At 51.1% G+C, this 21477-nt stretch carries 14 protein-coding genes; 7 read left to right on the top strand and 7 right to left on the bottom strand.

The features are described from left to right. Positions 1-5: 5 nt before the first annotated feature. The 4 genes from AB9P05_RS22175 to AB9P05_RS22160 form a co-directional block, all read right to left on the bottom strand. The gene (locus AB9P05_RS22175; protein ID WP_371911029.1) at positions 6-734 is read right to left on the bottom strand and encodes a hypothetical protein; all 729 of its coding nucleotides are present in this window, start codon (positions 732-734) and stop codon (positions 6-8) included. An 18-nt stretch (positions 735-752) separates the two neighbouring features. Continuing rightward, on the bottom strand, positions 753-1016 hold the full coding sequence (locus AB9P05_RS22170; RefSeq protein WP_371911028.1) for a hypothetical protein: 264 nt from the start codon (positions 1014-1016) through the stop codon (positions 753-755). Between the two features lie 121 nt (positions 1017-1137). Further along, positions 1138-1893, bottom strand: coding sequence for a LytR/AlgR family response regulator transcription factor (locus tag AB9P05_RS22165; protein WP_371911027.1), 756 nt, complete (start codon positions 1891-1893; stop codon positions 1138-1140). Beyond that, positions 1890-2738 carry a sensor histidine kinase gene (locus tag AB9P05_RS22160; RefSeq protein WP_371911026.1) on the bottom strand — a complete coding sequence of 283 codons (849 nt, stop codon included), beginning with the start codon at positions 2736-2738 and terminating at the stop codon, positions 1890-1892. The genes AB9P05_RS22165 and AB9P05_RS22160 overlap by 4 nt, the downstream gene beginning before the upstream one ends. A 555-nt stretch (positions 2739-3293) precedes the next feature. On the opposite strand from AB9P05_RS22160, the gene AB9P05_RS22155 reads away from it, so the two are divergent. The 7 genes from AB9P05_RS22155 (at position 3294) to AB9P05_RS22125 (ending at position 15631) form a co-directional block, all read left to right on the top strand. After that, the gene (locus AB9P05_RS22155; RefSeq protein WP_371911025.1) at positions 3294-5759 is read left to right on the top strand and encodes a PAS domain S-box protein; all 2466 of its coding nucleotides are present in this window, start codon (positions 3294-3296) and stop codon (positions 5757-5759) included. A 206-nt stretch (positions 5760-5965) separates the two neighbouring features. Further along, a complete protein-coding gene (locus AB9P05_RS22150) occupies positions 5966-7813 on the top strand; it encodes a flavohemoglobin expression-modulating QEGLA motif protein (protein ID WP_371911024.1) in 1848 nt (615 codons plus the stop codon). Then, entirely contained in the window at positions 7810-8859 is a 1050-nt protein-coding gene (locus AB9P05_RS22145; RefSeq protein ID WP_371911023.1) for a glutathione synthetase, read from the top strand. The genes AB9P05_RS22150 and AB9P05_RS22145 overlap by 4 nt, the downstream gene beginning before the upstream one ends. A gap of 220 nt (positions 8860-9079) precedes the next feature. Beyond that, positions 9080-10513, top strand: coding sequence for an efflux transporter outer membrane subunit (locus AB9P05_RS22140; protein WP_371911022.1), 1434 nt, complete (start codon positions 9080-9082; stop codon positions 10511-10513). Between the two features lie 21 nt (positions 10514-10534). After that, complete coding sequence (locus AB9P05_RS22135) at positions 10535-11773, top strand: efflux RND transporter periplasmic adaptor subunit (protein WP_371911021.1); 1239 nt, start codon at positions 10535-10537, stop codon at positions 11771-11773. A gap of 2 nt (positions 11774-11775) precedes the next feature. Next, positions 11776-14910, top strand: a complete 3135-nt coding sequence (locus AB9P05_RS22130) for an efflux RND transporter permease subunit (protein ID WP_371911020.1) — start codon at positions 11776-11778, stop codon at positions 14908-14910. A 97-nt stretch (positions 14911-15007) separates the two neighbouring features. Next, a complete protein-coding gene (locus AB9P05_RS22125) occupies positions 15008-15631 on the top strand; it encodes a hypothetical protein (protein ID WP_371911019.1) in 624 nt (207 codons plus the stop codon). Between the two features lie 221 nt (positions 15632-15852). Here AB9P05_RS22125 and AB9P05_RS22120 read toward each other — a convergent pair whose 3' ends face one another. The 3 genes from AB9P05_RS22120 to AB9P05_RS22110 form a co-directional block, all read right to left on the bottom strand. Continuing rightward, on the bottom strand, positions 15853-17220 hold the full coding sequence (locus AB9P05_RS22120) for a peptidoglycan DD-metalloendopeptidase family protein (RefSeq protein ID WP_371911018.1): 1368 nt from the start codon (positions 17218-17220) through the stop codon (positions 15853-15855). 23 nt (positions 17221-17243) lie between these two features. Further along, on the bottom strand, positions 17244-19382 hold the full coding sequence (locus tag AB9P05_RS22115) for a T9SS type A sorting domain-containing protein (protein ID WP_371911017.1): 2139 nt from the start codon (positions 19380-19382) through the stop codon (positions 17244-17246). Positions 19383-19549: 167 nt separating this feature from the next. Next, positions 19550-21316, bottom strand: a complete 1767-nt coding sequence (locus AB9P05_RS22110) for a tetratricopeptide repeat protein (protein ID WP_371911016.1) — start codon at positions 21314-21316, stop codon at positions 19550-19552. Between the last annotated feature and the right edge of the window lie 161 nt (positions 21317-21477).

Genomic DNA, 21477 nt, shown 5'->3' with positions numbered 1-21477 from the left:
TGATGCTACTTTTTGAGGTTAGAACTATCCGGCGGCCAGGATTTTTGAAGGATATATACTTCCCCACCACTACTACTCACTCTTTTTTTCTGCCCGGGATCAGGAACGAGATTATTACCTTTTGCAGCTACGGGCACCAAGATTAGCCTCATTTTATTATTTCCATAACTTTGATCGTCACTATACCCAAAATAGTAGCGAAAATATTTAATATCCTCATTCTCCATCAACACACTCAATTCCGTGTTGTTCTTATTCTCAAAAAAGCAGTATGGGTGCTCTTTGCTATATTTTTTATTTTCTTTTTCCTGCTTCTTGAATTCATTTTTGAGGTCTATTACAGTAGGTTTATCAATTATATTATCACTAGTTGGTATTGGTGTCATATGATCTTTAAGGAGAGGCCAGGCATCACTTGATGAGATGAACGTAATTGTTGGCGCCACCAGTACGCTACTCTGAGGCTCTTCGATTTCCTGATCAGCTGTATAATTACTATTCCTTTCGAAGGCTAGAAAGAGTTTAGGGTAATTACTGTGACTTTTATTTACGTTATCACAGAGCCACCCCATGTTACCAGTGTATATTGCACTTGAACTACCATCAATAGATTCTTTATGAATTATACCACCTAAAGCTTCCTTTGTAGCTATATTCTTCTTTTTAGCTATAAATTGAGCAATCATTCTATCCGCCTCTTCGGCTGTTATTATATAACTCATCTCTTTTATCATTTAAAATTCAACATTCATTTACATTTCAAATTCAAATTCACTTGCATCTTCGCCGGATTTGCCGATGGTTTTGGTTAGCTGCATCTCCGCCTCGCGGGGGCTGGATATGCTGAGGGTGTAGGCGCTGCCGGGTTTTCCCTGTACTTGCCAGGCCACTTTATAAGTGGTGCCCGGCTGTAGTTCCTTCCGGCACTGGCCTCTGCCTCTGAGTATTACTTTTCCGTTTAGCGAGAGCTGCAGGGTGCCATCCTCTACAAATATACTGGCGATAAATGCGGTCATGTGCTGTGTTTCATATCATATAGTGTGATCAAGGTATTACATGATTCTGTTTATCACTATTCGTATTAAGAGACCGGCAGGGCGCGGGCAGTCCGTGGCGGCTGTGGGTTAGGGGCTGGTATTACAACTTCACCTTCTGAAACAGCCGCAGAAATTCATCTTTGCGGCGGCGGCTCACGTTTACCTCAGCGCCATTGATCATTACCACATAGCCCCCTTCGCCCTTAACATATTCACGGATGTAATTCAGGTTTACCAGCGCCGAGTTGTGCACCCGGTAAAAGGCATGGTCGGCCAGCAGCTTCTCGCAGGCCTTCAGCGTGCGCGACACCAGTATGTCCTTGCCCTCGCGGAGGTAAAAGGTGGTGTAGGTATTATCCGACTCGCACCAGACGATGTCTTCTATGGCCACCATGGTAAAGCCCGTAAGGGTGGGCAGGGCGATGCGTGGCTGCTCCTTCCGGGTTTCCTTTTGCATATTGCCCAGCAGCAGCCGTATATGGTCGAAGGCCTGCCTGTCTGCCTGCTTCTCCTTCAGCTTGGCTATGGCGGCCGCCAGCTCGTCCTGCGCTACCGGTTTCAGCAGGTAATCTACTGCGGCCAGGCGAAAGGCCTTCACGGCATACTCCTGGTGTGAGGTGGTAAAGATGATCTCGAAGGGCCGCTCCGGCAGTTGCGCCAGCAGGTCGAAGCAGGTGCCGTCTGCCAGCATCACATCCATAAACACCAGGTCCGGCCTCATACGGGTGATCAGGTCCAGGCCCCCCTGTACACCGGTTGCAGCCCCCATGCAGCATACCTCCGGGTGATGGCGGCTCAGCAGGCCTTCCAGCAGTTCACGCTGGTGGGGTTCATCCTCTATTATGATTGCGTTCATTCGTCTTTTTCGTGTGGTATTGTGAGTTCGATTTGTTTGCCCTGCCCCTCTAGGTCACTCATAGTAAAGTGATACGCTCTGTCATGCAGTTTCTTATATAGTTCCAGTCGCCGGGTGATCAGGGCCGTGCCCATGGACTTATTCTTTGCGGCGTGCTCAGGGGCGGGCCCTTCTCCCGGCTTTCCGTCATCTGCAATGAAGCAGCTAAGGGTGGGCCCATCCAGGCGGAAGCTTATGCGTATGTGTCCGGCTTCAGTGTGCGCCAGTCCGTGCCAGATGGCATTTTCCACAAAGGGCTGTATTAGCAGCGGCGGTATGTAAAGCAGTTCCGTATCCAGCCCGTCGGTGTCTATGGTATAAGTAAAGGAGTTATTCAGCCGTAGTTGCTCCATCTGAATATACAGGTCTAGCGCCTCCAGGTCATCCTCCATGGGTACCATGGCCTGGGTGCTGTTTTCCAGTACCAGCCGTATCAGGCGGCTGAACTTGACCAGGTAGCCCTCGGCCAGGTCGGATTCGTGCCTGTGGATGTAGTGCTGAATAGAAGCGAGGCAGTTAAATATAAAGTGTGGATTTACCTGCGCCCGCAGCGCCTGCATTTCCAGGTCGGCCCGCTCCAGTTCTGTTTGCAATTGCACCTGCCGGAAGTGCGCCTCGCGTTTTTGCCTGTATAAGAGAAATACAATAAAGAAGGAAGCTACCACGATGGGCACTGAGGCCAGCAGGCCATACCACAGCAGGGGACTTTCTGCCAGGACAGGAGGGGTGTTTTGCCATAAAAGGAGACCTGCACTGCCTGTGCACCTTCTAAGGCGGCTGGTGGGCAAGTAGTTACGGCTGGTCATAGTGGTTTTTTTGAGCTTACTTTGTCATTTAAGTTATAGACTTTCTGTGAAATTTCATCTTATTTGAAAGTAAATACCCTGCACAGGGCCGGTACTTTAGCGCTTTTCCACTCAGAATTAATCTATTCCGGGGTCTGATTTGGGGTGGGGGGAAAGGTCTTTTTTAAAGAAAATAATTTAAATTTTACAGTACAAAATCAAAATTTACCTATACGGCAATGTAATATTTAAAGCGCCTGTATCCTCGGGTTTGTTAAAGGATAGTTATACAAACTAAGGGTTAATTGCACTAAGCGATGAAAAGCAAGGTGTTTGCAAGGGGTTAAATAAACAATTGATCTGAATTTTTGCTCCCTAAGTTCTGAGAATATCACTTCAGTAATGGATGTATCATGTGCTTTTTGACCGCATTTAGATTGTGCTGGTATTAGGTGGTTGAACTATTTAGGTATAATTTTATTGTATAACCCTCTATACGCAAATGGTTTCTGGTTAAAATACAATGGGTATTAAACCGGATACTCTTAGACAGTGGTTACTTTTTAAACATACTACATGCCAACACTACCTTTCAGAATCATTAAAAAAACCAGCTATAATGAATTGCTGAATGACCATACTCTATTAAAGAACCAGATTGAAGTTGCTGGCGATTTCATCAAAGAAATAGAGAAAGGTAACCTGGATGTAGCTTTCGGCAACGAGGATGAGGGGGGTAATGAATCCCGCAACTACCTCGCCGAAGCTCTCTTAAGTTTGCGTAAAAGAATGGTGGACGTTTCTGTAGAAGAGAAACAGCGCACCTGGGTGTCTGAACACCGCTCCAAATTTATAGACATACTTCGCTCCCGTAATGTAGATCTTGACGAGCTGGCCGATGACATCATCGGAAGCCTGGTCAAATACCTCTCTGCTAACCAGGGCGCCCTTTACGTTGTCAATGATGACAACAAGAATGACACCTACATAGAAATGCTGGCCTGCTACGCCTATAACCGTAAAAAATACCTGAACCTGCGTATTGAGAACGGAAGTGGACTTGTCGGACAGGCAATTCTGGAAAAGGAGACTACTTACCTGTCCGAGATACCTGATAACTACATCAACATTACCTCCGGGCTGGGAGCAGCGCCTCCTAAGTACCTGCTTATTGTGCCCCTTAAGCTGGATGACACGGTTTTCGGGGCGCTTGAGATTGCTTCTTTTACCGCCTTTAAGCCCTATCAGATAGAGTTTACCGAGCAATTGGGTGAGAGTATTGCTTCCACCATTGCCAATACCAAAAACAATCAGCGCACACGTACGCTGCTGGAACACACCCAGCAACAGACCGAAGAGCTGAGAGCGCAGGAGGAAGAGGTACGGCAAAACATGGAAGAGCTGCAGGCCACGCAGGAGGAGATGCAGCGGAAATCCATAGAACTGGAAAGCCGCATGGTAGCCATTGACGAAAGCGGAATTGCCAGTATTGAGTTTGACCTGGAAGGATACATTAAGTCAGCCAATCAGAACTTTTTGAAGCTGATGGGCTACACCATGGAGGAGCTGAAAGGGAAGCACCACCGCATTTTTGTATCTCCACAATACGCCGTTAGTGAGGAGTACCGGCTGTTCTGGCATAGCCTGGGAGGGGGTGAATCTCAAATAGGAGAATACGAACGGTTTAATAAGGCCGGAGAAAGTGTATTCATTCAGGGTAGTTACTCCATACTGAAAGATAATGCCGGGCGACCAGAAGGCGTGCTGAAGCTGGCGGCTGATATAACCAGCTCCAAAGTGGTGCAGCGCGAACTGACACTCAAAGCGCGTGAAATTGAGAGCCGGCTAAAGGCGATTGACGAGAGCGGCATAGCTTCCATAGAGTTCGACCTGAAAGGTAATATCCGCAACGCCAACCAGAACTTCCTGAAGCTGATGGGCTATGAGCTGGAAGAGATCCGTGGACGGCACCACGCCCTGTTTGTAACCGAGGAATATGCTGCTTCTGACGAATACAGGCAATTCTGGGCCGACCTGGCGAGCGGTAGAGCGCAGACAGGTGAATACCAGCGGTATGGTAGAGGCGGAAAGCCCGTGTATATACAAGGTAGCTATTCTATACTATATGATAGCGAGGGCAATCCCAACGGGATACTAAAACTGGCGGCTGATATCACCTCTACTAAAAAGGCAGAGGAAGAAGTGTCGCGACAGGCTAATGAAGCCACCAGCCGGCTGAAGGCGATAGACGAGAGCGGTATCGCTTCCATAGAGTTCGATCTGGAAGGTAATATCCGCAACGCCAACCAGAACTTTCTGAAGCTGATGGGCTATGAGCTGGAAGAGATTCGTGGCCACCATCATGCCATCTTTGTAGGTAAGGAATATGCAGCTACCGAAGAGTACAGGCAGTTCTGGGCGGATCTGGGCTCAGGTAAAGCACAAATGGGTGAGTATGAGCGATATGACAAAAAAGGAAACTCTGTATACATACAGGGCAGCTACTCGATGCTGTATAACAGTGACGGTAAGCCCGGCGGGGTGCTGAAACTGGCGGCTGATATCACTGCCGTAAAGATGGCTCAGGCTAAGATGGAAGAGCAGGCCGAAATCATGGCCGGACAGGAGCAGTCCATGCGTAAAAACATGGAAGAAATATCTGAAAACCAGGAAAAGCAAACCGTGGAAGTGAAGAAGGCCAGGCAGCAGATACAGCACCTCACTGGCATGCTTGACGCTTGCCCTGATACCATTTTTGTGGTCAATGCGGAAAATGAGATAACAGAAGGTAATAAGGCCTGCAGAGCGCTGTGTGAAAAGGTGTCAGACGAGCCGGTAAAAGATCCTGCGGCACTTTATCCGGGGCTAAAGGCCCCTTTGACAAAAGGCATAGAAAATGCCCGGGCCGGAAAAGAGACCGAAAAGACCTGTACAGCAAATGGTGAGAACTACCTGCTGAGCTTCAGTACACTGGAAAATGAAGCAGTAGCTGTATGTGTGAGGCAGCTTAATGCTTCTGTACTTAATGACACTGCTGGCTGATAACCAGACGTATTTATTGATGAATGAGTCCCGGGGCCACCTGCATTGTGCAGGTGGCCCCTCTTTTTTTGCTGGCCATGCAGCCAAAAGCCGATAGGGTTTTGCGGTCTGGTGTGCCAATTTCCCTTTTTTTAAACCATATGGGCGGTATGGGGTTCGTAATACATAGCACGTAACTCGATTTTTTAGTACCAAAAAGTATTGGTTTGATAGAGCTTGATGAGCATTCAACCGAACTGGAAGATATTATACATAGCATAACCACTGAAGACAGTACGGTTAAAAGCTTGAAGGGTAACGGGTTTCTTTATCTCGAGCACGAGGTGCCCTTTTTAATTGTATATAACCGCAGTACAGACGACCCTAGCATGCTGAGGCTGGTAAGAAGCAAAGCCAGCTACATGTTCATAACCGACGAAGAACCGGAATACTTCCAGGCCCTTGTGCATCAGATTACCAGATGTATGACCGACAAGTTTGGGTCCTTTCTGGTAATGGAGATATTCATCGGCCCGGAAGGTAGCCGCGAGTTTATACTGACGGGCCACGAAAAGAAACTGCCCGCCACCCTCAGTGTACTGCAGGAGGAACTTGGCGAAATAGATAGCCGCCGCCTGAACCTGGAACTGGACGCTCAACTGCGCGAACCTCACGAACGAAAAAAAGAAGACCATTACTCCATCCTGAATATCAAAGAACTGGAACGTACAGGCGCCCAGTACCTGCAACTGGAAGTGCCTCCCGTGTACAAATCCGAGCAGGGCGAGGTCTTTCCTTTATACTTTCGCAAGTTCAGGGAATCATTTGCCCGGGCCCTGCAAAAAGCCATGTTTGAGTACACCCGCGTGCAGACCACCTCGCCCATAGATAGCTACATAGCCCTCGGCAAGCGGCAGATAGATGAGGATGTCTTTAAGGTGGATAAGCAGCTCTATAAGATTCAGGCCGGGTACCAGTTTCTGTGGCTTGTGGCACCCAATAACATAATGGACATCCGCAACCGCTTTTTTGAGAGTAACCTGGAGGAGGTAGTGGACTACCACTATCGCCTGCTGCCCATAGATCCTGACCTGCTTAAGCGGGACCTCTTCAACGTAAAGATCGAAGACATAGACGACCCCGCCCTGGCCTTTATATTTGATGAGAAGCGGGAAGAACTGGACCAGGAGCTGACCATGCTCAAAGAGCGGGGAAGCCGTAATTTTCTCTACCGCAGTGTACGCCTGTATAAGGGGCTGGACGATGCCCTGATCAAAGAGGCGGAGATGATCCTGAAGGAGATAGACGAGGTGGAAGAAACCGAGGAAGAAAAGCCCATAGGCGCAAAGGAGTTTGCCCGGATGGCCGAAAAAGAATTTGACTACTTTAAAGAGCAGTCGCCTGGTTTCTCCTGCCGCGTACATGTGCGCGATGATGTCAATATCATTATGGTATCCAAAGGGGAGCTCTACCTGCCCGCAGACTACCGCATGACTGAGACTGAGGCTACCGGCCTTATACAGCATGAAATCGGCACCCACGCCCTCACCTTTTATAACGGTAAGCAACAACCACTGCATCAAATGGCTATAGGCCTGGCCGATTATGATGCCCTGCAGGAAGGGGTGGCCGTGCTATCCGAATACCTCGGCGGCGCCCTCTCCGGTAACCGGCTCAGGATACTGGCCGGCAGGGTGGTGGCGGGCAACGCCCTGCTGCGCGGGCTTGATTTTAAGCAGATGTTCCATATGCTCCACGGGCAGTATGGATTTTCTAAAGATCACGCCTTTAATATCACCAGCCGGATGTTTCAGGGCGGTGGTTTTCTGAAAGACATTATATACCTCAAGGGGCTGATGGAGGTACGCGAATACCTGGCTGCCGGCGGAGACCTGAGCTTTCTGCTCTCAGGGAAGTTTGCCCTCAAGCATGTGGGGCTTATACGCGAGCTTACCACCAGGGGTATTCTTAACCCTCCGGCCGTACTGCCAAGGTATATGGAAAGCCCTGACTACCAGGATAAGATTAGAAAAATACGAGAAGGAATCCCTTTATATAAGTTAAAGCAAGTATGAAAATTTGTTTTGTACTCAACGACATAGCCGTTGAGAGTTGCGGTACATCCTTACTGCTTATGAAAAAGGCCCATGAAAGAGGCCATGAAGTGTTTGTGATGAGCGTAGGCGACTACGTGTTCCGCTCAGATACCCCACTATCCGTCAATTGCATTAAAATCCCTCCGAAACTGGATAAAAAAGATCCTGAGGAGTTTCTGGAAGCTATTCAGAGCGATAAGCTAAAACATAGCCTGTACCCTGTCACCGATTTTGACGTGCTCTTTATCAGGAATAATCCTACGGAAGAGCCTGCCGAAAGGTACTGGGCCGAGCAGTCCGGTGTAGCCTTTGGCCGTATGGCGCAGAACCTGGATGTGCTGGTGCTGAATGATGCCTATGCCATGTCCAACGCTTTTATCGATAAGCTCTACTTTGAAGAGCTGCCGGAGGAGATCAAACCCAAAAGCCTCATTACCCGAAACAGGGAAGACTTGCTTAACTTCTGGGAAGAGGTAGGTAAAAAAATGGTGTTGAAGCCCCTGCAAGGCTCTGGTGGACAGAATGTCTTCCTGATCGATAAGACCGAAAAGAACATAAACCAGATCATTGACACCATCATGGAAGATGGGTACGTCATTGCCCAGGAGTATTTGCCCAAAGCCAAAGATGGCGATGTGCGCGTCTTCCTCATGAACGGACGCCTGCTGGAGCAGGACGGTAAGCTGGGCCTTATCCGCCGCAAAAGCGGCGAAGGAGAGTTCAGGAGTAACTTCTCAGTAGGGGGTAGCGCAGAAAACAGCGAGCTTACCGATGCCATGAAGCGCATTATACGGGTTACGGCTCCCAAACTGATACGCGACGGCCTCTTCTTTGTAGGCCTGGATGTGGTGGGCGACAAGCTCATCGAGATCAATGTCCTCAGCCCCGGCGGCTTTGAGCATTTCCGGGACCTCAAGATGCCCGACTTTACTGATACCGTGATCGACTCCATCGAGCGCAAGGTAGAGTACAAGAGACTATACGAAGGCCTTTTATCCAACCGTACACTGGCCACTATGGACTAGCTCCCGCCCACATAAACAATTTGGAAGCCCTCGCATTTATTGTAGAGGGCTTTTTTTAAGACCATATGTCCTGCCTGCCTGAGTGCGGTACAGGACCACTCCGGCCTGCGGGCCCTCTGCTACCACATACCTGCCATACGCCACCTCTGGTTCCTGAGAAAAACAAGCGCCCCCCGTGGCGGTTATATTTTAACTATACATACACCATTTTCTGTAAGGTATGAATACACACGCCATCGTAAGGTTATTTTTATCCTGTAGGACATCTGCAGGCCTACTACTCCGATACCTTAACCGGCCCCTGTGTCTCTTACTTTTCATTATTGCAGCCTGTGCCCCCAAGCCTGTTCAGAAAGACGTTCCGGCCGAGGTGCCGGAGGCGTTTAGCCTGAGCGGAGAGGCCACCATGCCCGACCGCTGGTGGCAGGCTTTTGGTGATCAGCGGCTCAATGCCCTGGTTGACACTTCCCTGCAGGACAATCTGAATTTATTAACAGCCTATGCCAGGCTGGAAGCAGCCGAAGCAGTGGTGCGCAGAGAAAGCTCCTCCCTCTTCCCTCAGGTAGATGCAGGAGCGCAGGGAGGAATCAGCCGCCCGGAGCCGGACTTTGTAGGGGGTGAAAACGTACGCCTGGGCTTTAATGCCGCCTATGAACTGGACCTGTGGGGGCGTATACGGGCAAGCCGCGACGCGGAGATTTACCGGGCCCGGGCCACGCTGCAGGATTTTCGCACCGCCTCGCTCTCCCTTACCGCCGAGGTAGTCCGTACCTGGTTTCAGCTACAGGCTGCCTGGACACAGCTTCGCCTCGCCGAAGACCAGATAGCCAACAATGAAAAGATACTTGAACTGATTGCCGCACGCTTTCGCAGTGGGATGGTGCGTGGCGTAGACCTGCTGCGCCAGAGGCAATTGCTGGAGTCTACCCGCGACCTGGCCGTACGGGCAGAGAGCAGGGTGGCCGTGCTGGAGCACCGCCTGGCTATATTGCTCGGCCGTCCGCCCCGGCAGCCCATTGCCTATGAGCCGGATACACTGCCCTCACCACCACCGCTACCGGAGACGGGCCTGCCGGCCGAGCTGGTGACACGCCGTCCGGATATCCGGCAGGCTTATGCACAACTGCAGGCGGCAGACAGGGATGTAGCTGTGGCCGTAACCGCCCAGTACCCCCGTTTTACCATCACCACAAGCCTGCAGGCCCGGTCAAATAACTTTGAAAACCTGTTTAATAACTGGGCCTATTCGCTGGGTGGCAACCTGCTCGCACCCCTGTTTTACGGAGGCAGGCTTAGCGCCGAAGTGGACCGGACCGAAGCCGTAATGAACCAACAACTGAACCAGTATGGTCAGGCTGTGCTGGTAGCCTTCCGGGAGGTAGAAGATGCACTGGTACAGGAGCAAAAGCAGAAAGAACGTATCGAGATCATATTGAAACAGGTGGAACTGTCCCGCAGGGCCTATGAGCAGTTGCAGGTAGAATACATATATGGTTTCAGCGACTACCTGGATGTACTGACCGCACAGAATACCGAACAACAGCTACGCCGCGACCTGGTAGAAGCGCGGCTGGCACTGCTGGAATTCCGCATTGCCCTTTATCGTGCCCTCGCAGGCGGCTTTGAGACAAGAATAGAATCTGAGGAGTCCTGATCCATAGACCCCATATCCATTATGAACAAAAAGAAAACCCTCATCATATGCCTCATCATACTCGGAGTAGCCGCCGTGGCTACCTTTATCATATTTACCTCCGAGCCTGAGGCTGAGCGTAGCGGGGCCACGAAACAGACGGATATGCTCGTGGATGTGGTACGGGTAGAAGGGGGCAGCTTTAGCCCGGAGATAGTCGTTACCGGCTCTGTGCGCCCCTCCAAAGAAGTATGGCTCAGCCCGCGCGTGAGTGGTGAGATACTCAGCATATCCGAATCATTCGAGCCGGGTGGCTATGTCAAAAAAGGAGAGATGCTGTACCGTATAGACCCGGCCGACTACCGCAATGCACTGGAACTGCGGCTGAGTGACCTGAGGCAGGCAGAGGCTGAACTGGAAATAGAACAGGGCCGGCAGAAAGTGGCCCGCAAAGACCTGGAGCTGGTGGAAGACATCGTACCGGAGGGGGATAACGACCTGGTCCTGCGCGAGCCACAGCTTAATTCCGTGCAGGCCCGGCTAAAGGCGGCGCGGGCCTCTGTAAATCAGGCCCGGCTCGCCCTGGAGCGTACAACCGTCCGGGCACCCTTTGATGCACATATCCTTTCCAGAAGTGTAAATGAAGGTAGCCAGGTAGCCCCCGGTGATAATACCGGCCGGCTCGTGGGTATGGATACCTACTGGGTCATCGTAAACATACCCGTCTCTAAACTTCGCTGGCTTAACTTCCCCGATTCTCCCGGAGAGCAAGGCTCTCCTGTGAAGATACGAAACCGTAATGCCTGGCCCGAAGGGGTCTACCGTACCGGCTACCTGCATAAGCTGGTGGGTTCGCTGGATGGACAGACGCGCCTGGCGCAGGCCATCATTTCCGTGCCCGATCCTACCGCCTATAATAAAGACAGCGAAGTGCCGGGCCTTATGATCAATGGCTTTGTGGAAGCCCGCATACAAGCTACGGAAGTAGAGAATGTAGTTAGGCTTAACCGTGATTACCTCCGTGAGGATGAGACCGTATGGGTGATGAAAGACGGCAAGCTGCAGATAAGGGAAACGGAGGTGCTGCTTACCGATGCCACGTATGCCTACATCAGCGAGGGGCTGAGCGAGGACGACCGGGTAGTAGCCACCAACCTCACCACCGTAACCGAGGGCGCAGGCCTGCGCGTGGCAGAAGGCACAGACAGCACCATGCGGGCAGACTCTACCCAGCGCGCCAGTAAGAAAGAAAACGAGGACAGGCAACAGGAGGAAGGCTAACCATGGCAAAGGACATAGAAGATAAGGAAACAAAGAACATCAAGGGCCCCATCGCCTACATGGCAAAGAACCCGCTGGTGGCCAACCTGCTTATGATCATACTGATCGGCGGAGGTGCCTGGACCATGTACTCCGTACAGAAAGAGGTCTACCCCCAGTTTGCCCTCGATGTGGTAGAGGTAAGCGTCGTATACCCCGGTTCTGCACCCGCAGAGGTAGAGCAGGGTATCCTTATGCCGGTGGAGGAGGCCATCCGTGGTGTACAGGGCATCAAAGAGATCAGCAGTACCGCCGAGGAAGGGTCGGGTAGAATAACGATAGAGCTGGTAGCCGGTACCGACCGTATGAAAGCCTTCCAGGACATAGATCAGTCCATTGCCCGTATACGCACCTTTCCCGATGAGATAGAGGAGCCCGAAGTGCGCCTGCAGTCACGGCAGCGCTCGGTTATGGAAGTGGGCCTCTACGGTAACGTAGATATCTGGACCCTGCGAAAGCTCGCTGAACGCCTGCGTGACCGCCTCCTCAATAACGAGTCCATTACCCAGGTGGAGATAGGCAATGTCCCCGAGTACGTCACCCACGTGGAAATACCCCGCAACAAGCTGCGGGAGTACAACCTTACCCTCGGACAGGTGGCCGACCTCATCAGCCGCTCGAGCGAAGACGTGCCAGCCGGGTCTGTCGAGACCGAATCCGGTGAGATACTGCTGCGTATGAAAGAGCGTAAGCAGTGGGCCGAAGAGTTCGGTAATATTGAGATCATTACCTCCTCCTCCGGCGCTACCGTTACCCTGGGCGAGCTGGCCAACATACGGGACGGCTTCGAAGAGACCGGCTTTCACTCACAGTTTAACCAGACCCCTTCCGTAGAGCTGGACATCTACCGGATAGGTGGCCAGAGCCCCCTGGAGATTGCCGAAGCCGTGCAGGGCATACTGGACGAATACGAGCAAACATTGCCCGAAGGCGTTAAAATACGTATAGACAGCAATGCCGCAGAAGACTATCGCGAGCGCCTGTCACTGCTTACGGAGAATGGCATCATGGCTATCTTCATCGTACTCATCATACTCGCCCTTTTCCTTGAGTATAAGCTGGCCTTCTGGGTCATGATGGGCATGGCTATCGCCTTTATAGGTGGCATGATCTTCCTGCCCCTTATTGATGTCAGCATCAACATGATCTCCATGTTTGGCTTCCTTGTCGTGCTGGGTATAGTGGTAGATGATGCCGTGGTAGTAGGGGAGAATATCTACGAATACCGCCAGCAGGGTATGAGCCCCCTCAAAGCCGCCATTGCCGGTACGCGCGACATCTCACGCCCCGTGGTATTCAGTATCCTTACCAACATTATCGCCTTTATCCCCCTGCTGTTCATACCCGGTACCACCGGTAAGTTCTGGTGGCCGCTGCCCGCTGTCGTCATCATCGTACTGGCCGTATCCCTGTTTGAAGCGCTCTTTATCCTGCCCAGCCACCTCGGCCACAGCAAAAAGAAAGACCGCCTGAACATAGGTAAGTACATCACCCGCTACCAGGAACGCTTTGCCAAAGGCTTCGAGCGGTTGGTGGATACCTATTACCGCCCTTTTCTGCGAAAGTGCCTCGATAACCGCTACATCACCCTCAGCGCCAGCCTTGGCCTGCTGCTCGTAGTGGGCGGCTACGGGTACAGCGATCACATGGGCATGATCCTCATGCCCGAGGTATCGGCCGATGAGATAGAAGCAGGTGTAAGCCTTCCTGTAAGCACCACTCCTGACCAGGCTGCCCGCGTGGCCGACGAGATCACCACCTCCACCCTCCGCATGTTTGAGGAGCATGACCTCTACCAGGTGGCCGAGGGGGTAAAAACCAACGTGCGTAACCAGAACTTCATCGATGTGGAGATCGTGATGAAAGACCCCGACCAGCGTGATATGAGCGCCCAGCAAGTGATCGAGCTATGGCGCGATGAGATCGGCGACATAGAGGGCGTGGACCAGATCACCTTTGAGGCCGAGCGGGGCCCCGGGGGCTATGCACAGGACATCAGTGTAGACCTGAGCCACAGCGACATAGAAGTGCTGGAAGCAGCCAGTATGGCCTTTTCTGAAAAAATGAAGTCCTTCAGTAACACCCGCGACGTAAACGACAATTATAATAAGGGCAAACTGCAGTACGACTTCGAACTTCTGCCCGAAGGGCGCAACCTCGGCATTACCCCCAGCTACGTCGGCCAGCAGGTACGCGATGCCTTTTTCGGGGCCCTTGCCATGCGCCAGCTACGCGGAAATAATGAAGTGGAAGTGCGCGTAAAGCTTCCCTACGAAGAACGCAAAGACCTCTATAATCTCGAAGACTTTCTCATCCAGACCCCCGACAGCGTAAGCGTACCCCTGCTGGATGTAGTAGATGTGCGTCAGCGTGAGGCCTTTACCAGCATTAACCGCCGCAATGGCCGCCGCGTGGTCACCGTAGGAATGGACGTGGAGCCAGCCAATACCGTATCACAGGTGCTGGAGTCACTCAAGACCGACGTGCTGCCCCAGCTACGCGCCGACTACCCCGGTATCACCTGGAGCTTTGAGGGGAGCCAGGCCGATATGCGTGAAAGTACCCAAAGCCTGTACGGCGGATTTATCATGGCCATGCTCATTATATATGCCCTGTTGGCCATAGCTTTCGGTAATTATATACAGCCTCTGATCGTCATGGCCGCTATACCCTTCGGTATTGTAGGGGCGGTACTTGGTCACATCCTGCTCGGCTATGACCTTTCCCTCGTAAGCCTCATGGGGGTGATAGCCCTCTCCGGGGTGGTGGTAAATGACTCCCTCATCATGATCGACTATGCAAACAGAAGGCGGGGCGACAAGTCCGTATTTGAGGCCATCCATGAGGCAGGCGTAAGGCGTTTCAGGCCCATTATGCTTACCACCCTCACCACCTTCGGCGGGCTGACCCCCATTATTTTAGAAAGCTCTAAGCAGGCTAAGAACCTCATCCCCATGGCCATCAGCCTGGGCTTCGGTATCATCTTCGCCACCACCATTATCCTGCTCATAGTACCCAGCCTCTACCTCATACTGGAAGATATCTATGTGGCTATCAGGGGCAAAAAGATCGTACGCCCCGAAGCAGCAAAGGCTTAGCAGGTATTATATGATTTTTTGCTAGTTTAAGGCAATTGCGCGTATTGTAATACAGGACCCATGTGTCCCGGTTAGATTAAATGTAATTGTCTGATAAATGATTAATAAAGATAATGTAGAGGTAGCAAAGTTTTGGGTGCAGAATATAGTACTGGTTATTTCAGCCTGCTGGATACTGATGGCAGGAACAAATTTTATCGAAAAACAAACCAAAGAGCAGGAGCTAAAGAACCTTAAACTGAGCAAAAGCAGCATTCCTATTGCTTCTACTACTATTACCTCCCTCGTCACAAATAATGATGCCTGGGGAGAAGATAACGCCTTATGCACCATTTCAGGAAGGTATAATATCAAAAACATCGGAGAGGTGCCATTCAGGATAACGGGGGTGACCTTTATGATATATGAAATCCCCGTATTTACTGAGAAAGATCTTGATGATGATCAGGTGACTTCCTTCACCCTTTCCAGGGTCATTTCTTCGCTTGATCCTCTCGATACCGATAGGTTGATTTTTGATGAAGTAGTGGGGAAAGAAGGGGAATTACAGAGAAGCTTTGGTTTTATCATAAGAAAGAAAGCCGGATATAACTATTCTATTATGGCTAATGCCACTGGTGGGCTCATTGATTTTAATGGCGGGGTGGACTCCGGTTACGTTTTCAGTACGAAAGAATTAGTGCATCACACGGGTAGTATTGATATTTGTCCTTCAAAGTAGAATAATACTTCAAGGGGTTACCGTATTATACATTGCTGAGCTTTAAAAGTCCCATCAGGCCGAAGTCTTTGTAGCCAATTAAAGTCAAAAACCAATCAGGTTACATAGGAACGAAGCACAGGCATACGCTTCCACAAATAAATAGCCCGGCACCATAGGCGCCGGGCTATCTGTCTAATGGGTATACTAACTTACCTAAATTTATTCCTCATAACTGAGGGTTATTTTTTCACGAAAGAGCTTACCTCTTTACCCTCCTTACCGGAAACAGCCAGTTGATAGACCCCCGGGTTAAGGTTAGCGATGTCCATATTGATCGCGTTGTTGCCATTCAGCTCATCTACATTCATGCTTTTTACTACCTGTCCGGAAGTATTGATGATATCGATCTTTACCCCATCACGGTTATCACCTGTCCAGTTTATGCTTAGCTGGTCCTGCACCGGGTTAGGGAATAAGGTAATGAGAGGCTGCGAGGCTTCAATTTTGTCCATCGGAGGCTGCACCTCAGCCGTTCTGGCACCGGAACCGCTGCCCCATATCTCCCACTCAGGCAGGCGGGTGTAGTTGTCCACGCCCGGATCGTATATTCTCAGCAGTACATATTGGGCATTAAAGTTTACTGTATGCTGTGTGATGTTCTGCTGTGAGGTATTGTAGTGATTTACCGCCTGCACCCAGCTACTGCCATTGTAGTACTTGATCTCATAGTGCTCCGTATTCATGGCAGACCACTCACCACCCGCTCCGGCGTGTTTCAGCACCAGCTTGGTCACGTTAAAGTTACCGTTCAGGTTCAGGTACATCGTCTGCGTGGCGTTCACTCCGTCAGATACCCACTTGGTAGACGTAGAGCCGTCTATCGCCTGCCAGGGTGTATAGCCTGCACCATAGTCAGAGGTGTGAGAGTATACAGCCGCATTAGCGGAAAGATTGGTTCCGGAAGATGATCCTCCACCTACAGCATCCATGTAGAAAGGAGCCGCCATATAAGAAGGAGGCGTAGCGCCGTACTTCAGATTCTCCAGTGCAGAGGCCGTAATGCCTTTGTACAGCACCACATGCGTATGCACCACAGCCTGGCCGCCGGAAGCACCCACATAACCGATCAGGTCTCCCACCGATACATACTGGCCTTCGTATACATTGTCACTGTTCAGGTGTGCCACCATAAAGGCAAAGCCTGCGTTTACATCCGACTGTATCACCACCATGTTACCGTAGCTGTTCCCTACATCGCGGGCTACCTTAATAGTGCCCGATAAGGGGGCATACACAGGCTGGTTCAGTGTGTTTGCGCGCGTGTCGCGCTGCCAGTCCTCCGCATAGGTATCGCCACCTGTGTGAAAGCCACAGCCTGTGCCGTTGGTCACCCGCCAGTTATTCGTACCCGTAGGGCAGTAGCTCCCGCTGGCCCCATTGTTACAGCACCAGCTACCTGTCTTGGAGTTGAACTGTGAGCTGCCATAGGGCCAGTAGATATGCGAGTCGCCCGAAGTGGTCAGCGTAAATGCTGCGTTCTGCCCGAAGGCCGCTCCTGAGATCAGGAGCAGCGCCAGGCCACATATATGTTTTATCAATTGATTCATAAATAAGAATTATAGCGGTTGAATTATTTTACCTGGCAGCGGATAGTCTCCGTGCCTTCAGCACCACTTACCGTAAGCAGATAGATGCCAGGCTTCAGGTTTGAAACCCGTACAGAAGCGCTGCTGCTGTTGTCAGCATTGTCAAAGCTTTCCGTATATACCTCGCGGCCCGTAATGTCTACCATCGAGAGGCTGTAAGGCTGCTGGCGGGGCGTGCCGAAGCGTACATTCAGCTCATCTTCTGCCGGGTTAGGGTAGACCATCAGCGAGCTCAGGCTGTTATTAAGCGGTGGCTGCGGCTGTAGCTCTGCTCTGGAGCCACTGCTGCCATAGATCTCCCACTCAGGTATACGTGTGTAATTGTCCACGCCCGGGTCCAGTATTTCCAGGTAGACATACTGCGCCGATAGGCTCACGTTATGCGAGGTCTCATTATGCTGCTGCGTGTTATAGTAGTCCACTACACTTACCCAGCTGCTGCCGCTCCAGTAGTAGATCTTATAGTGCTCCGTATTCATTGCAGACCATTCGCCATTGGCGCCCGCATGTTTGATCACGAACTTGTTAATATTGAAGTATCCGTTCAGGTTCAGGTACATCGCCTGGTAGGTGTTCACACCATTGGACACCCATTTGGTATCGAGCCTGCCATCGATAGCCTGCCAGGCTGTGTAGCCTGCGCCATAGTCAGAAGAGTGTGAGTAAACAGAAGCACTGGTGGCAATATTGGTCCCGCCTCCTGAAGAACCACCCGTGGCCCGGTAGATACCGTTACGGTTATAGTAGTGGTCCAGAATCCAGGTATGGCTGTAGCCGCTGTTGGCCCAGCGTGCAGAGCCCCACTGGCACATGCCACGGCCGTGGCCGTTCGGATTGTAGCCGGCACATACAGCATCTGAGAAGCAGGCATATACATTGTTATCCCCCGCATAGCCGTCAGCACAAGCCTTGGCGTTATTCTCGGCAGAGTATTCTGAAAAGGCAAAGGTACCGCCCTTTACCAGTACCTGACCTGAGGTATACTGCGCCGCGTTAATAGTGGCTGCGTATGAGGCAGAACCATAAGCCTGGCGGCAGGTATTGCTGGTAAGATCATAGTTGCTCGCATAAGGATATATCGTGTGGCGGGCAGCGTATGTACGGTAAGCAATAGCGCCGGCACGGAGCGAGTTGGCATTCCAGCCCGAGATCCACTCATCGTCCAGTCCGGCTTCTACGTATGACTCAAAGTTGAGTACAATGACGCCGGTACACGTACAGTAAGACGTATTACAGCCGGTACCTATGCGGATAGAAGTAGGCATGGGCGGGGCTGTATTGGCTGAGGCCTGCTGGCTCATGAACGGGTTACGGAAACCGAAATCCTTGACAGGCTCTTCATCCTCGTGCTTTTCGGCAAACATACCATGCTGGTACTTTTCCGTACTTGGTGCTACACGGCCTTCAGCGCTGCCTTTTTCCAGTGCAATTTTGAAAGACTGCGTGTCTGGCATCAGGAAGAAATCCTGCACTTCGTGCTGGCGGTAGCCCTCTTTAGTGATCACCAGTGTAGCCTGCGCCGGCATCAGTTCAGGATCATTTATAGCTTTCGCAGACTGCTCAGGGGCAGGCATGCGGATTTGGAAGAATCCTTGGGCGTTCGTTACACCCTGACGCGGACCTACCGCTACCCGTACACCCTGCAGGGGCTCGCCTGTTTCTTTGTCGCCTACATAGCCCTCTATGACAGACTCATTAGCAGACCGGCTTGCCGAAGCATTTCCCTTTTCGGAAAGTCGCCTGTACATTTCAGAAGAAGGTGAGCGAGGGTCCAGCATAGCTTTCACCTCCAGTGTCTGACCAGCTTCCGATTTAAAGTACGTTTCAAGGTCGTCATATCCCGGCGCCTTAATGACAAAGCGGTAGTAGCCATCTTCCAGAGATACATTCATATTGCCACGCTCATAGATCGCAAGGGGTGAAGCATTTTTATCAGCTTCATCGTATACGAATACCTTAGCACCGGCCACATTAAGGCCCGTCTGCTGATCGCGCAGTTTGAAAATAAAGCCACCCGCCTGTGCCAGGGCAGGTCCCGCCCCTGTGAGGCATATCAGCCCCAAAACCGCCAGGCTAAGCAGCCTCCGTTTTAGTAGTGAATAGGTAAAATTACATAGCTCCATAGTTGTGATTTATGGTTTAGAAAAATTGATTTAGTGCAACTTGCTAAACCATTTCTACGGAGCGAAATTTTCATGTAGGACAAGGGCCGGACATCCCCTGCATGGGGTGGGACAAGGGTAGGACATATCCCCTTTGTCCCCGTTTTAATTCATTTGGTCGGCCATAATTATATGTTGGACAGGATAAGAGACAGGTCTGACTCAGCCTGAAGATTCATTTTTTTCCGCAGCCTTTGCCGCGATTTTTGAATGGCTGCGGGAGAGACATGTAGTAATTTTGCAATTTCTTTGGTAGACAGGTTCAGCCTCAGGTAGGCACACAGCTTATGGTCGTTCAGGGTAAGGCCCGGAAACTTATCCTGCAGTCTTTTGAAGAAGCCTGTATGGATACTCTCAAAGTGTACCTGGAAGCTCTGCCAGTTATCGTCCCCCTTGATCAGTTTGTCCAGTTCCCTCGCCACCTCTTTCAGGGCAGGCCCCCGGGCTACCGCCACATCTGAGGCCTCCTCCTTTTGCAGCCGGCTGCGGAGCGCACCAAGCGTTTTGTTCTGTTGCATCATTTGCAGGTGAAGCGTACTTAGTTCCTGCTTTTTTCGTAGCAGTTCGGACTCTTTCTCCTGCTCCACCCCCTCAGTGCCGGCCATTTCAGCGCTTTCCTGCTTATCACCGCCAGCCTTTACCTGTTGTTTTTTCCTGTTTTTAAGCCATGCCCGGTAGGCAAGAAATAAAGCAAAGACCACAATGATGCCCAGGTACAGAAATAAAGCCAGCTTTTTCCAAAGGACAACCTCAGATTTAAGTGCCAGATTTTCCTGCTGCCTGGCTTTTACCTCATATTCTGATTGTAGCCTGGTGATCTGCTGGGCATTTTGCAGGTTAAAGAGAGAGTCTTTCAGTGCAGCATACTGCTGGTAATTCACAAAAGCCCTTTTGTAGTTGCCCAGCGCTGAGTCCAGCCTCGCCATCATCTGCAGCGTTTCCAGTTCAGTGGATTTGGCCCCTATATGTTGTGACATCTCCAGTGCCTGCCCCAGGTACCATTGGGCACTGTCCATATGTTCCGTCATCAGGTAGGCATTGCCCAGGCTCGCCGAGTAAGTGCTGATCCCGAAAGCATCCTCCACCGCTACGGCAAGCCTAAGCGCTTCACGATAGCTTTCCAGGCAGCTACTGTACGCTTTCTCATCACACTGAATGTTACCGATATTGTGTAATGTAATAGCCGTCCCCCGGCCATCACCCATTTCCTGCCGTATGGCAAAAGCCTCACGGTAGGCCTTCAGTGCCTTCTGCGGATTGTCCGTTTCATAGTAGCAGTTACCCAGGTTATTCAGAATAGCCCCGGCCTCCATCTGCTTACCCAGCCTTTCCATTATCGCCAGGGCACGCTTATGGTAAGCTATAGCCTCCTCATAGAGATCATTATCCGAATAGACATTGGCAATATTTGTGAGTACATGGGCTGTCCGGAAATCATCCTTCAGTGCTTCGAACGAGCCAAGCGCCTTCATATACAGTTTCAGTGCATTGGGATAATGGCCCTGCTTACGGTATATCACAGCCATATTATTATAAATACGGCCCTGGCTCAGTTCATCATCCAGCAGTTCTGCCAGTTGGATGCCCTGCCTGAAGTAACCCAGAGCCGCCTCGTATTCTCCTTTATAAAGGGAGTTTGTACCCTGTAGGATACGTACCCTGATCTGACTGGGGTAGTGATTAATGCCCTCCGATAGGCTCAGGGCTTCGGAGATCAGGGCCGTCGCCTGTTGCGGCTGGCTACGGATCACCGCACGGGCCTGCGTCAGGTTTTCATTTATCCTAAGCGTGTCTGCCAGGGTGCCTGTAGCCGTGTACACCCTAAGGGTCTGCGTACGTGCGGACAAGCTTGCCAATAAAATAAAGCAAATGAAGATCGATATCCTTTTGGACATGATAGATAGGAATTAGCTGGTAATAAAGTAGGTTGAATAAGAGTAACAGATGCGCCGCAGCAGGGTCAGGGTCCGGTAGTGACCGTTTGGGAAAATTGAATGGGCCCTGGTTGAAGAGAGGTATGTAAGTCAAGCTGGCTATCCATGGGGTTGAAGGTTTG

The sequence above is a fragment of the Roseivirga sp. BDSF3-8 genome, from assembly GCF_041449215.1.
Lineage (GTDB): Bacteria > Bacteroidota > Bacteroidia > Cytophagales > Cyclobacteriaceae > JBGNFV01.
Note: the sequence above shows the minus strand (reverse complement) of the source record. Positions and strands in the feature narration are given on the sequence as shown.

Bases quoted from the DNA above. Each gene is read 5' to 3' on its own strand.
- AB9P05_RS22140 (WP_371911022.1), top strand. From the start codon at position 9,080: ATGAATACACACGCCATCGTAAGGTTATTTTTATCCTGTAGGACATCT.
- AB9P05_RS22115 (WP_371911017.1), bottom strand. From the start codon at position 19,382: ATGGAGCTATGTAATTTTACCTATTCACTACTAAAACGGAGGCTGCTT.
- AB9P05_RS22170 (WP_371911028.1), bottom strand. From the start codon at position 1,016: ATGACCGCATTTATCGCCAGTATATTTGTAGAGGATGGCACCCTGCAG.
- AB9P05_RS22130 (WP_371911020.1), top strand. From the start codon at position 11,776: ATGGCAAAGGACATAGAAGATAAGGAAACAAAGAACATCAAGGGCCCC.
- AB9P05_RS22110 (WP_371911016.1), bottom strand. From the start codon at position 21,316: ATGTCCAAAAGGATATCGATCTTCATTTGCTTTATTTTATTGGCAAGC.
- AB9P05_RS22120 (WP_371911018.1), bottom strand. From the start codon at position 17,220: ATGAATCAATTGATAAAACATATATGTGGCCTGGCGCTGCTCCTGATC.
- AB9P05_RS22135 (WP_371911021.1), top strand. From the start codon at position 10,535: ATGAACAAAAAGAAAACCCTCATCATATGCCTCATCATACTCGGAGTA.
- AB9P05_RS22160 (WP_371911026.1), bottom strand. From the start codon at position 2,738: ATGACCAGCCGTAACTACTTGCCCACCAGCCGCCTTAGAAGGTGCACA.
- AB9P05_RS22175 (WP_371911029.1), bottom strand. From the start codon at position 734: ATGATAAAAGAGATGAGTTATATAATAACAGCCGAAGAGGCGGATAGA.
- AB9P05_RS22145 (WP_371911023.1), top strand. From the start codon at position 7,810: ATGAAAATTTGTTTTGTACTCAACGACATAGCCGTTGAGAGTTGCGGT.
- AB9P05_RS22155 (WP_371911025.1), top strand. From the start codon at position 3,294: ATGCCAACACTACCTTTCAGAATCATTAAAAAAACCAGCTATAATGAA.
- AB9P05_RS22165 (WP_371911027.1), bottom strand. From the start codon at position 1,893: ATGAACGCAATCATAATAGAGGATGAACCCCACCAGCGTGAACTGCTG.
- AB9P05_RS22125 (WP_371911019.1), top strand. From the start codon at position 15,008: ATGATTAATAAAGATAATGTAGAGGTAGCAAAGTTTTGGGTGCAGAAT.